The sequence below is a fragment of the Clostridium sartagoforme genome (genome assembly GCF_039521405.1).
Lineage (GTDB): Bacteria > Bacillota > Clostridia > Clostridiales > Clostridiaceae > Clostridium > Clostridium sartagoforme.
This window is the reverse complement of the sequence record NZ_BAAACH010000038.1, coordinates 103,218-115,503: the sequence shown is the minus strand read 5'-3', so window position 1 is coordinate 115,503 and position 12,286 is coordinate 103,218. Positions and strand designations below refer to the sequence as shown.

The following is a 12,286-nucleotide window of genomic DNA, read 5'->3' as shown; positions in this document are numbered from 1 at the left end:
TTTAAATGTACCTTGGTTTATATTTTATTGTTATATCTACACTACTTTTATCTACTGTTATAGTATTCACTCCTGGTTTCAAACTTGGAAAGCTCCACATTTCTGTATCACCATACTTATTTGCTCCATCTACTATAACTGTTCCATCTTCTCCATTTATAATTATCTTCTTACTAGCTGTTATATTTTTTATCTTAATAAAATCTTCATCTAGCCCTGTAATAGTTAAATCCACTAAAGCAATACTAGGAGTAATTTCAACTATGGCAGGAGTTACTTGATTTCCTGCTACATTAATAGTTTTAGATGTTACCCTATTCATTGTTTCGATTTTCTCATTTGCAAATTCATACCCTAGGAAGGTTAACTTCTTCTTATACATATGTTTAGATACTGTTTTTTCAGTTGTATTTGCAGATAAAATGCATCTGTATTTATTAGCGTAGCTATCTAACGTTAGTACAACTTCTCTTGTTAATTTACTCATGAAATTGCTTATATTGTTTAATATTAAATCTCTTGATTCACCTTTAAATGCTAACTCTAATTCTATTTTTTTAAATTTTTCCCTATTTTCTAAAAATATAGGGTTTAATGTACCAGTTGGCCATTCACTTACATTGCTTAACTCTTGTGTATCAATATCTACTTTTAATAACTTAGCATTGAAGCTAGATATATTAATTGAATCTATTAACATTATCTCACCTGCCTTGAGTTTAGAACCAGTTTCCCATTTACTTTCTTATAGGTATACTGACTTATTTGTTCACTATCCATATAGTTATTTACGATAAAAACTTGTTCTTTATTTACATTAACTTCTTCTCTTACAATTCCTCTTATACTTCTATACATACTATCTAAAGGAATAATAGCCTCTGCATTAGATCCTTGTCCATTAAATGCATCTCCTACTCCTATTCCACCTAAGATAGTTGGAGATTTAAATATTCCTCCATTATAATACCAATCTACTGATACCTTAGGTATTTTAGGCGGCACTAAACTAAATTCACCTGATATATTAAAGTGAGGTAGCTTAAACATAGATTTAATTCCATCCCATATTCTTGTTATTGAATTAACTACATTTTGAAATGGTGATATTATTCCATTCCAAGCACTTTTAACACCACTTATAACTCCATCCCATACGGAAGATATTCCATTAGTTATTCCCTTCCAAATTGATGATATTGTGCTCCCTACAACTTGAAATATACTTTTCCATCCTTCCCATGAGCTCTTTAAAAAACTAACAATAACAGTCCATGCATTTTTTATTATATTGCAAGCACCTTCCCATATAAATTTAATGCCATTAACAACTACTTCAAACGCCATTTTCCAAGCTGCAATCTGAACTTTAAAATATAGAACTGCCATATCCCATGCCACTTTAAATGCTGCAACAAAACTTTCCCATATATTTTTAAAGAAGTTTATTGTAACATCCCATCCTACCTTTAAAGCTTCAAATAATCCTATACATAGGTTTCTAAACCATTCGCATTTATTCCACAATAAAATTATTGTTGCAATTAACGCAGTTATCCCAATTATTATTAATGTTATTGGACTTAAAGACATTACAAAATTTAAAGCAGCTTGTGCTGCTACCATTGTATTAGTAGCTATTGTACTTGCTATTGTAGCTACTTTATGAGCAATAAATTGAGTTGCTGATATTCCAGATTGTACAGCGGTTTTTCCAAACTCTAGTGCAGTTTTCCCTAGGTTCATTGCAAAATTACCTGCTGCCTTTGCTCCATCAAGTGCCTTACTTCCAAAGTTTTTTACTACATCTATGCTCTTTCCTCCAAATTCTTTTACATCCTTATATGCTTTAACAGTATCTCTTAATCCTGCCGTGAATTTACTAAATGCACCTAATGCTAAATTTACTGTAACTATACTACCCCCTATTGCAGCAACAGTTTTTAATTGTTCAGAACTTAAGCTACTCAATACCTTGGTTACTTTGCTAAATCCATTTGCAATCATTTCTGTAACTGGAGCTAAGGCATCTCCCATATTAATTGCGCTATTCTTAATTTCATTTAATGATATTCTCAATTTATTACCCTTTGTATCACTAATAGTGTTAAAAGCCTTATCTGTTTCTCCTATTACATTACCCATATCAGATAAAGTTTCATTAAATGCTTTTCCTGAATCAGTAACTAATATCATAGCTGCTTTTGCTGCTTCACTACTACCAAACATATCTGCTAAAGATTTTCCATTAGCTTTTGCGTTTTCATCAAGTAAATTTAATATATCACCTACTGATGATCCACTAGCAATTAAATCCTGAAAACTCTTACCTGTTAACTCCTTAATTGAATCACTAACCTTTGTACCACTTTTCCCAAGTTCATTTAACATTGAGTTCATATAAGTTGTTGATTCTGCTGATCTAATACCCTTGCTTGTCATAAGTGCATATCCAGTTGCTATTTGTTCTAAATTAACTCCTGTTGCCTTTGCAGTAGGAATTAATTTACCCATATCTGCCGATAATTCTCCAACTGTTACTTTACCTACATTTTGAGTTTGTATTAATATATCGGATACTCTGTTTACTTCACTTGCTTCAAGTTCATAAGAATTCATTATAGTAGTTAATAAATCAAGTGATTGTCCTGCTTCCGCAAATCCTGCTTTAGCTAATTTTGTTGATTCAGTTACAAATTTAACTGCATCCCCTGTACTTTGACCAGATGATATTGCATCATAAACATTATCAGCAATTTCATTCGCTGAAATTCCTGTTTGATCAGATAAAGCTATTATTGCTTTTTTCATATCATCATAACTAACTATAGATTCATCTGCTATTGTCATAACCTTTGCCATACTATCTTCAAAAGTTATACTTGCAGTTGCACTTGCTACTCCAGTTGCAACTATTGCTGTACTTACTGGCTTTAACTTATCACTCATTTTCCCACTAGCTTGAGATACACTATCAAAACCTTTTTCTAGCTTTTCTAATTTTAGATTAGAAATTTGCTTATCTATTTCTTCAATAGCCTTTTTATTTTGCAATATAGACTTTTCAGTATTATTCATTTTAGTTGTTGCATCTACTAATTTATTATTACTAGTTTCAATAGCTTTCTCATTCTTATCATATTCATTTTTTAATTTAGTTAATTCATCTGTAAGTTTTTTTGTTTCTTCACTATCTTTCCCAGTAGTTTGAATACTTTCTTTCTTTTTCTTAGTAACTTCCTCTATCTTTTTGCTTAATTCTTCCTGTTTATTCTTTTCCTTTTCAATTTCTGAATTAATACCAGCTATCCTATCTTTATATATGCCTATAATTTGATTTTGAGCCTGGATTTTAGTTGTTAATTCTTTTTGTACTGATGACAACTTTTCTTGAGCATTACCAAATAGCTTTGCTTTTTCTGTAGCAACTCCACATTCTGAACTAACAAGCTTTAATTGTCTTGTTACTTCCCTCATTTGAGTTTGAAATTCACTACTTGAAGCACCAATCTTAATATTTGCACCTGCCAAATTTTCACCTCCTATACATCAAAATCTTCATTTTTATTATTTTCTATAGGATTTCTAACCATATCAAATTCTAGATAATCTATATAATCAACAATATCCATATCCATGCATTCTTTATAACTCATTTTATGAACTCTTATTGCATATCTAATAATCCAAAAGAAGATATCTACCCATTTATTATTTTCTTCTTCGGTATCTTCATAACCATTTTCTTTATCGAAGTCATCAAAGGCGGAAGTTTCTTTTATTTCACTCCCGCCATTTATTTTTTTATTAAGCTTTCCATTTTCCTCATTGTCTTATTGCCTATCTCTTCCCCAAGCTTCATAAAAGCTGGGTATATTTCATCAAGATCCATTCCATCTAAAAGCTCATCAACAGAAAACTTATCTCCAAACATCTCACAAATATACTCGCACATTAAATCATAATGCTCTTGAGTAAAAATACCTTCTTCATTAGCTTTACTCATAACATCTTGTATCTCTAGCATTCTTTTTAATGCTCTACCTCTCATTCTGATAGTCGAAAATTCTTTTTCTATAAAATCACCATTTTCTAATATCTCTAACTTTATTTTCACTTTTATTCCTCCAAAAATTAAACCAGGAGAAATAACTCCTGGTCAAATATTAATTATTAGACTGTTGTTCCTGTATATTCTTGGACTTCTGAAAACCAGTTACTTATAGCTTCAGTTGCTGTTGTATCTGCTGCAATCAAATTACTTTCATCAACTTGTATTGCGTAAAGATTTTTCTTTTTACCATCTATAACATCTTCTTTTTGCCTAGCATAAAACGATCCTTTAAGCCCTGCTGTTTGCGTCTTTACTTTATCTTCTTGAGTTTCATAATTCATTTCAGGTCTTTCAAGCTTACCGCAATAATACCAGGTAAATTCATATTTACCATTTCTCTTTTTAGCTCTCCAGCCAATAGCAATTTCTTTTGCTCCATCTCCTGAAGCTTTTAATAAGTATCCATTTTTATATAGATTCTCAAATAACACAGCATAATCCTGCGGAGCTAGTGTATTTACTGAAAAATCTATATCAGTACCTTCATATTGCTCAACAATTTCTTCCACATTATCATCACTATAAAGTTTTTCTTGTGTAAATTTATCACTTACCTTTGCACTTAATGCTTTTGCAAGCTTTACTGGTGTACCAGTTATATATGTTACTCCATCATTAGTATTTACTACTGCAACATAAATATCTTTTAATCCGCATAATCTGCTTCTAACTATAGTTTGTATTTCACCTGCCATTTAATTTACCTCCTCTAAATAATTAAATCTTAGTGCTTTATGATATATTTTAGTGTCAGTTTCAAGGAAGTCTTGTCCATCAATATATCCAAAGTCATTATTTATCATTAATCTTTTAATTTCCTTTTTTAATTTCCATTCATCACTTTTTGACCAAATGTCAACTTGGATTGTATGAATTATATCTTCTTCTTCATCATCAGAAATATTATTACTTCTATCACTTAACTCACAAAAAGTAATGTGAGTATCGTTAATATTTTTGTCATACCAACCTTGTACTACTGTAATTCCTCTGGATGATATACTTTCTAATGCTTTTGCTATGATTTCTATAATATCCATATACTCACCTACTTTAAATTTTTTATTAAGTTTTCATACTCTTTCTTTGCTATTTCATTCATTTCTGATTGACTGGCTTCAATTGTTGGATATAACATTGCATGAGGCTCTCTTGTTGTGTTTCCCCATTCTTCCCATTGCATATAAGAATATGGTGAATTCTTTGATTTATCCCATCCTACTGTAATGAATTTTACTCCTTTTGTATTTTTAACCTTACTAACTTCAATATTATCTGCAGCATGCTCAAATGTTTTCATTCCTTTTATTCCACTATGCATAACATTTTTACTTTTATGAACTTTTGGTTTAAGATTTTTTTCAACAACCTTTGCACATTCCTTAATGATATTTACATTAGCCTTATCTATTTCCTTTTCACTAGCTATATTTTCAAACTCTTTGATAAGCTCATCTATTCCTTCAAATTTTACATACATTCAAATCACCATTTTAGCCTTTATATAAATATAATCCTTTGCATTAGCCTTAAAATCTACTTGATATACCTGATACTCAACATTATCAAATACCACTACAAACTTATTCTTATCAGTAGTCCTCATAGCTTTAATTTTATTGCAATATCTAACTTTAAAAACTAATACATTTTCATATTTTATATTTTGAGCTTCATAAAGTTCCTTGCCATATAAATCTAATGGATCACACCAGCAACTATAATATTCACTTAATACTTCTTCCCATCTTCCATTTACTACTTTCTTATCTTTTAATTTAATAATAATCCTGTTATACACTTACTCTACCTCACTATAATTACTCAACTTATCTAATATTGTATTAACTATTGTGTCTTTTTTGGTATTACCTGGTATTTCAGTACTTCTATTCTCATACATATCATAGATAAGCTTTTTCTGTAATAATGTAGATAATTTTAATGCCTTTTCATTACTTTTATATGCACTGCCTACACATGATTCAATATATATATCACTAACTTCTATTAAATTATCTATATATACATCCTCATCATCATAATCAATTCTTAAATATTGTTTTGTTTCTTCTAAGGTCATATAATCACCCCTTCTAAAAAGCAATGAAAGGGAAATTAATCCCTTTCAGATTAAGCTAACTCTATTTTCTTTACAGATCTAATTGAACCCTTAATAACATCAAATCTTTCTAAAATTCTTAGTTTAATAGTATCGTCTTTAAATCCAGCTTCAGTACTTCTTGCAATAGTAATCCCTTTTCTTTCTGGGTACTTAACTGCTTCCTTCATATTTAATGAAAAATACACTTTTGTTTTTCCTTCTGATGGAGTAACTAGTGAACTATCAAAAGTTTCTATCGGCTTACCATTGAAGTATTCCTTATCTCCAATAGTAGTTATAAGATTCATATTTCTACCTTGCTTGTCTTTCATATTTTTTAGATGGGCATAACCCTCTACATTACATAAAGTAATTAACCCAGCTTTAACTGTTGGTAAAGCTTTTGCCATTACATCTTCTAAAGTTGTATAATCTGTAGCTTCTACTATTGTTGCATTAGTATTAACAACATTCATAATTTTTTTATTTTCTTTTGCGACCGAGATTTCTGTAAAGTTAGTCTTAGCGATTCCTTCAATTTCTATTTCTGCATCATCAACTAATTCAGATGATAAAGATTGAATTAACCCAACCTTCTTGCATTTATAAGCTAAATCAGTAGTTACTAAAGTACCATCTACTATATCTTCACCCTCAGCTAAATCTGCTAATTCATTTTGATCATAATCAACTACTGGAATAGTTCCTTCATTTTTTGTAACTGGAATAACATCACAAAGTTCTTTTAATGAACCATATCCTTTTTTAATTTCTTGTAATTGATTTATAAATTGTTTAGGCAATACAGCAGCATTATCACTTGATACTACTGTAGCTCTTTCTTCTTGACTTAACTCTTCCCCCATTACACTCTTAACTATAGCTCTCATTTCATTTACAGTTGTTTCTCTATTTCTTTTATTTAAATCTCTTTGATCCTCTAAATCTCTTTTTTCCTCTTCTTCAATTTCTTCAAGTAAAGCTATTTTTCTTTGAATTTCTCTTACTTCATCTCTTACTTCTTCTGCTTTTTTTAAATCTGTCTCTGCTAAAGCCCTAGCTTCAACCTTCTTTTGTTCTAATAATTGTCTTAATTCTTTAATTTTCAATTTTCATTCCTCCATTTTTTTATAAAATAAAAAAACTTAAATTAAATCTAACTCTAATTTAAGTTTTCTTTTTCTAATTTCAATATTTTTTTCTTTCTCTGAATTTTCTTTTGCTCTTTTATAACTTGTACAACCTGTACTTTCATAGGCTGGATTAGTTACAATAGACACATCAAATATTTCTTTAATTTTATTTATAGTTCTTAAATCATATCCTCTATTGCCAGTATCCCAATCCCATGTTTGAGCTTCTTTATCTGAATAGTCTAATCTAAAAGCAAAACTACATTTATCAATTATTCCAGCCGACATATTAGCTACTAAGTCTTTAGAATAAGTTGTATCTGTAGGTACTGCATCAAAAAATAATCCTTTTTCATCAACAGTTAATGTTAATGCTCCTAATCCAGAAGTCTTACTGTTTCTTGCTAGTGGTTTAGACATATCATGATTAATATTTAATACAACATTATCCATGAGGCATTCATCTAAAGCACCTTTCCTTATTATTTCCCTAAAGTATCCTAAATCTTCACTTAAACTATCAAAGGTTAATGCATAACCCTGTAGGTGAGTTTGCTTTTCCTCCCCTTCCCCTACCTGCCTGACTTCAAAAGTAGTGCTAACTTTTATAATTTCCTTATTCATCACTATCATCTCCTCCCTTAATAGAGTTCTTCTGCCAAGTAGCTTTTCCATTAATAAGGTTATTAAGAGTAATTTGACCACTAGGTAAAGTTACTATATCTCCACCATCAACAAGTGGTACTCCAAGTATTCTTTTGGCATCATTTACTGTGTATGCACCATTCTTTAAATATCTATCTATAATTATACTTTGAGTTAATGGGCTAGTTCTAAGCATAGCATTAACATTAAATCTAATTTTATATCCTGCTTTTCTTTCTTTATCAGTAAGCAATTTCCAATCCATTTCTTGTTCTAGAGCTGTTATTATTGGAATTATAGCGTTACTTAAAAAAGCTATTGTTTCCTCTTCTGTCAATGAACCTTTTTCTATTAGCGAATATGGAACACCTATAGCACTTGTTATATCTTTCTTACCTATTATTTTTAATTCTGCAAATTGGCTATCTGCTAAGGAAAGATTTAAAGCCGATACATTATATCCTGCTGGAACTGTGAAAACTCTTCCATTGTTTGAATACATTCTATCGAATTTACTTTGAACTTTCCTAAGCTCTTTTTCCTCTTTTATATCTGATGTTAATTGAACTACTATTTTATTAGTTAATCCATTACTAAATAATTGAGATTGATATTTTTGAGCCTTAATATTAGTATCAATACTATCTTTTATATATGATCTGGTTTTTTTAAAGTTTATCCCATTTATAGAATTATCTCTTAGTATTATTATATCTTTCTCAAAACAACTTCCACTTACATCTCCACATGTAAAATCAACTAATACTTTATTTTCCTTAGTTGATTTTATAAGCCCAGCATTATCTACTATAAATTGATTAATTTTAACTGGATAAAGGCCTTTAACTAAACCCTTCTTATCATAATCTATATATAATCCAGCACTTCCATAATGCTTATTCATTGCTACAAGTGCTTTTATACATTCAAATGCATTCATTGAAGGATTAGGCCTTAGTCTTAATAATTCATAGAGATAAAAGCTATCTGCATCTATATCCCCTTTTTTAGTACTTTTCTTAGTTACAATAGGCAGTTTTGCAATATTATCAGCATAAAGATTAATACATTTAGAATATGTGCTATCATTCCCTGTAAAGTCTTGATTTTCTCCCTTTATCCAAGCTGTCCAATCAAAAGGATTCTCACCAGTTAAGTTTCTCTGTTCAAATAGCTTTTCAAACATTTTCTCACCCCCTATCTATATCTTGATATAATTATTGCTATCCCTATTAATACAAAGGATAGCAAGTATAAACCAATATAAATATTAAGGATTAATGTTGTACTTATAATAATAAATAGTGAGATCCCGACTAAAATATCTATTAAGTTCTTTTTAATCCACTTTAGCACTAATTTATTACCCCCAATCTGTTTCATCTAATGCTGCGATTGCATCATAATGTTCTACATCATTTGCTTCTATCGCTAATAATAAAGCCATAAGCATGGCAACTATTCCATCTATCTTAAATTTAGACTTCTTTTTGCTATATTTAACATTCATACAATCATCAATTACAGCTATACAATTCTTTGCCATAAACCTAAAACACTCATTTTCTGCAATTATCAATCTTTCATCAATTAAAAGATTTTCAAAATCATTAATAACTTGTGTCATAGTCTTACTCCCTTGTCCTAAAGGTATTATGTCCCACTTTTCTTCAAGTCTATTTAGTATTGTTTGTGATCCCCATCTATCAAAACCTATTTCTATAATTTCGACTTCATTGTCTAAATCAAATAAATAATCTAAGAATCTATCAAATTTAATATATTTACCTTCTAGTGCAATTAAATCTTTTTGCTTTATCCAATGAGAATATGGGTTTTTATCTTTAAATTCTCTATCTATAACTGTATTTTTAGGTGTAAATAAGAATGGATATATTATAAATTTATCATTAATTTCATCATAAAATATAAGAACGAATCCAGTAATATCATTTTTAGATGATAAATCTAATCCTCCCCAGCATTTTAATCCCTTTAAATCTTCAAAATTAATTTTTCTAGTGCATTTATCCCATAAATCCATATTTATAGCACCTTTCTCATTATCAAGTGCTACATGTTGATTTAAATACATCCGTCTAAACATATTCTCTTGAAGTGGCATTAATTTAACTCTTTTAGCTAGATTTTTTAAATCCTCATAGTTTCTAAAAACTCCTAAAGCTGGATTAGCCTTGTACCATTGTGATTCATCCATAACATCGCAGCCTTTATCCGCTTCAAAGATTTTATAATAAAATGTAGGATCATCTTCTGTTTCTCCACTTTCTATTTTCTTACTCATATCATAGAGTTGCTGCTCTAAATTAGCAGGATCTTCACCTGATGATGCTGTAGTTATTGTAATTAATAATGGTTCTGTCCATGTACCTTGTCCTGTCCTTAACTTACCATACATTTGGTCATTTTTAGCTTGATGTATTTCATCTAAACAAGCTACATAGTCATTAAATGAATCTGCATTATCTGCATCACTAGAAAGAATCATAAGCTTATTTCCATTATCTTTTCTAACTATAGTTTTTATACTATCTGTTATTTTGCAATACTTCCTTAATGTTTTATTAGTCTTAATAAAATGAGCTACTGTATTATATAATTCAGCAGCCTGTTTAGTAGTATTGGCAGTTAGAATAAATAACGCTCCAAATATTCCTTTTTGACAGAAGAATAAATAAGTCACTATTATTGCGACTAAAAACGACTTACCATTTTTTCTAGGAATGTTTATATGTGCTTCCCTATGTTTTCTTAAACCATCCTTTTTACGTCTAACACAAAGAATTTCCGTTACTATTTCAAACTGAAACCTTATAAGCTCAAAGTATTTAGACATTCCCCTATCATTTTTTAGCTTTCTAATAAACTTATATATTTGTTCAGCTTCATCTGTATCATAATAATATTCTTCACTATCCCACTTAGACTGTAATTCTTCTATCCATGATACAAGTAAAATATTTTCTATTTTCTTTTTAACCATGTGAGATCATATCTTCCATCTCTTCATCATATTGTCCATCTGAATTTTGTGGAGATGCTTTCATTATTCTAGATCTAGATGCTGGAGTTATTCCAAGTTCCCTCATCCAACTTCTCATTTCTTGTTGTGCTTTATTACTAATAGATACTTCTGGTTTTTGTTGCTCATATCCATTAGGTGTTATAAATGTATATCCATGCTTCTTCAAGATTAATTCACAAGATTTCCATCTTGAATAACTTGCACAGTATCCTTCAAGAGCTTTTACATCTTTAGATGTAAAATCCTTATTCTCTTTTTCTAATAATTTTACAATTCTCTTCCACTCTATTATTGCCTCTTCATCTAGCCATATAGGGCATTTTATTTTCTTTGCCATAATGTTCGCCTCCTTTGTTTTTTTATACCCCCCTATCTGAAATTTTACCTTTTATCTCAAGGGGACTTGGACACGCGACGATTTTATTTTCTTTTTTTATTGAAGGTATCCCCCCGGTATTAATTAAACTCTTTATTAAATCTATCTATTAATTTAAATAATTTATTCTGCATATTCTTTTTATCTTTCTTGCTACGTTCATATATGGCATGCACTCTCCTATGATTCTTTTCAGTTAAGTACACTAGATTAAATATATCCAGCCTACTATTCCAATCTTCATCTAATTCAATAACATGGTGTACTCTTTCGCCTTGTACTATTCTTCCAGTTGTATAATATTCTAATATATCAATTCCAAAGAAATTTAATATTATGAGATTCCTAAGCTTTCTCCAATCTATACCTTCATAGAATTCTTGGTACTTCCTTTGCACCTTATCAGATAATCTTCGCTGCTGATATTCTTTATACCTTTCTTTATCTACTTTTTCATGTTTAGTGCAATACTTTAAACCTTCGTCAACTACCTTATGACATCCAGTGAAACTACATAGTTTTTTTAGAGCCATTTCTATATTAGTTTCAGTTTGTAGTAGTTAATAATAATTTTTAGTAAATCATCATCTATAGCTATCTTTGAATTATCTTTTCTATCTAATAAATAAATCTCATAATCATTTCTATTTAATCTATTTACTATATTTTTTAATGTATCCTCATTTTCTAGTATTTTATTTTCCAAAAAACTTCACTCCTTTTGTATAAAAAAGATTGTTAAAAACATAAAAAAGTACCCTTTTAATGTTCGTGTTTTTCGTTTTGAATGTTTTATTTATATAGAGAATCACACGTTCATTTTGAAATTTATCTACTAATATATGCATTAATTTTTTACCCTCGAATA

The 12,286-nt window shown here is 29.6% G+C and carries 15 protein-coding genes; all 15 read right to left on the bottom strand.

Features of this window, described 5'->3' with window-relative positions; genetic code table 11:
* Nucleotide 1 precedes the first annotated feature (1 nt).
* Nucleotides 2-700 carry a phage distal tail protein gene (locus ABDZ60_RS16110; protein WP_343779476.1) on the bottom strand — a complete coding sequence of 233 codons (699 nt, stop codon included), beginning with the start codon at nt 698-700 and terminating at the stop codon, nt 2-4.
* Nucleotides 700-3,531, bottom strand: coding sequence for a phage tail tape measure protein (locus ABDZ60_RS16105; protein WP_343779473.1), 2,832 nt, complete (start codon nt 3,529-3,531; stop codon nt 700-702). Before ABDZ60_RS16105 ends, ABDZ60_RS16110 begins: the two co-directional genes overlap by 1 nt.
* Before the next feature lie 265 nt (nt 3,532-3,796).
* Nucleotides 3,797-4,117, bottom strand: coding sequence for a phage tail assembly chaperone G (gpG, locus tag ABDZ60_RS16100; protein ID WP_343779470.1), 321 nt, complete (start codon nt 4,115-4,117; stop codon nt 3,797-3,799).
* A 56-nt stretch (nt 4,118-4,173) separates the two neighbouring features.
* Complete coding sequence (locus ABDZ60_RS16095; RefSeq protein ID WP_343779467.1) at nt 4,174-4,809, bottom strand: major tail protein; 636 nt, start codon at nt 4,807-4,809, stop codon at nt 4,174-4,176.
* Nucleotides 4,810-5,154, bottom strand: a complete 345-nt coding sequence (locus ABDZ60_RS16090) for a hypothetical protein (RefSeq protein WP_343779464.1) — start codon at nt 5,152-5,154, stop codon at nt 4,810-4,812.
* Nucleotides 5,155-5,162: 8 nt separating this feature from the next.
* Nucleotides 5,163-5,594: an HK97-gp10 family putative phage morphogenesis protein gene (locus ABDZ60_RS16085; protein WP_343779461.1), complete on the bottom strand. Its 432-nt coding sequence runs from the start codon at nt 5,592-5,594 to the stop codon at nt 5,163-5,165.
* Complete coding sequence (locus ABDZ60_RS16080) at nt 5,595-5,915, bottom strand: phage head closure protein (RefSeq protein ID WP_343779458.1); 321 nt, start codon at nt 5,913-5,915, stop codon at nt 5,595-5,597. It lies immediately after the preceding gene.
* Nucleotides 5,916-6,197 (bottom strand): head-tail connector protein, encoded by a 282-nt coding sequence (locus tag ABDZ60_RS16075; protein WP_343779456.1) that lies wholly within the window; start codon nt 6,195-6,197, stop codon nt 5,916-5,918.
* Between the two features lie 50 nt (nt 6,198-6,247).
* Nucleotides 6,248-7,327: a phage major capsid protein gene (locus tag ABDZ60_RS16070; protein ID WP_343779454.1), complete on the bottom strand. Its 1,080-nt coding sequence runs from the start codon at nt 7,325-7,327 to the stop codon at nt 6,248-6,250.
* Nucleotides 7,328-7,363: 36 nt separating this feature from the next.
* The gene (locus ABDZ60_RS16065; RefSeq protein WP_343779810.1) at nt 7,364-7,975 is read right to left on the bottom strand and encodes an HK97 family phage prohead protease; all 612 of its coding nucleotides are present in this window, start codon (nt 7,973-7,975) and stop codon (nt 7,364-7,366) included.
* Nucleotides 7,968-9,182, bottom strand: coding sequence for a phage portal protein (locus ABDZ60_RS16060; RefSeq protein ID WP_343779452.1), 1,215 nt, complete (start codon nt 9,180-9,182; stop codon nt 7,968-7,970). The genes ABDZ60_RS16065 and ABDZ60_RS16060 overlap by 8 nt, the downstream gene beginning before the upstream one ends.
* A 177-nt stretch (nt 9,183-9,359) precedes the next feature.
* Complete coding sequence (locus ABDZ60_RS16055) at nt 9,360-11,000, bottom strand: terminase large subunit (protein ID WP_343779450.1); 1,641 nt, start codon at nt 10,998-11,000, stop codon at nt 9,360-9,362.
* Entirely contained in the window at nt 10,993-11,379 is a 387-nt protein-coding gene (locus tag ABDZ60_RS16050; RefSeq protein ID WP_343779448.1) for a phage terminase small subunit P27 family, read from the bottom strand. The genes ABDZ60_RS16055 and ABDZ60_RS16050 overlap by 8 nt, the downstream gene beginning before the upstream one ends.
* A gap of 119 nt (nt 11,380-11,498) precedes the next feature.
* On the bottom strand, nt 11,499-11,951 hold the full coding sequence (locus ABDZ60_RS16045) for a hypothetical protein (RefSeq protein WP_343779446.1): 453 nt from the start codon (nt 11,949-11,951) through the stop codon (nt 11,499-11,501).
* A 2-nt stretch (nt 11,952-11,953) separates the two neighbouring features.
* The gene (locus ABDZ60_RS16040) at nt 11,954-12,124 is read right to left on the bottom strand and encodes a hypothetical protein (RefSeq protein WP_343779444.1); all 171 of its coding nucleotides are present in this window, start codon (nt 12,122-12,124) and stop codon (nt 11,954-11,956) included.
* Nucleotides 12,125-12,286: the final 162 nt, after the last annotated feature.

Bases quoted from the DNA above. Each gene is read 5' to 3' on its own strand.
- ABDZ60_RS16085 (WP_343779461.1), bottom strand. From the start codon at position 5,594: ATGTATGTAAAATTTGAAGGAATAGATGAGCTTATCAAAGAGTTTGAA.
- ABDZ60_RS16045 (WP_343779446.1), bottom strand. From the start codon at position 11,951: ATGGCTCTAAAAAAACTATGTAGTTTCACTGGATGTCATAAGGTAGTT.
- ABDZ60_RS16050 (WP_343779448.1), bottom strand. From the start codon at position 11,379: ATGGCAAAGAAAATAAAATGCCCTATATGGCTAGATGAAGAGGCAATA.
- ABDZ60_RS16090 (WP_343779464.1), bottom strand. From the start codon at position 5,154: ATGGATATTATAGAAATCATAGCAAAAGCATTAGAAAGTATATCATCC.
- ABDZ60_RS16095 (WP_343779467.1), bottom strand. From the start codon at position 4,809: ATGGCAGGTGAAATACAAACTATAGTTAGAAGCAGATTATGCGGATTA.
- ABDZ60_RS16075 (WP_343779456.1), bottom strand. From the start codon at position 6,197: ATGACCTTAGAAGAAACAAAACAATATTTAAGAATTGATTATGATGAT.
- ABDZ60_RS16055 (WP_343779450.1), bottom strand. From the start codon at position 11,000: ATGGTTAAAAAGAAAATAGAAAATATTTTACTTGTATCATGGATAGAA.
- ABDZ60_RS16060 (WP_343779452.1), bottom strand. From the start codon at position 9,182: ATGTTTGAAAAGCTATTTGAACAGAGAAACTTAACTGGTGAGAATCCT.
- ABDZ60_RS16065 (WP_343779810.1), bottom strand. From the start codon at position 7,975: ATGAATAAGGAAATTATAAAAGTTAGCACTACTTTTGAAGTCAGGCAG.
- ABDZ60_RS16110 (WP_343779476.1), bottom strand. From the start codon at position 700: ATGTTAATAGATTCAATTAATATATCTAGCTTCAATGCTAAGTTATTA.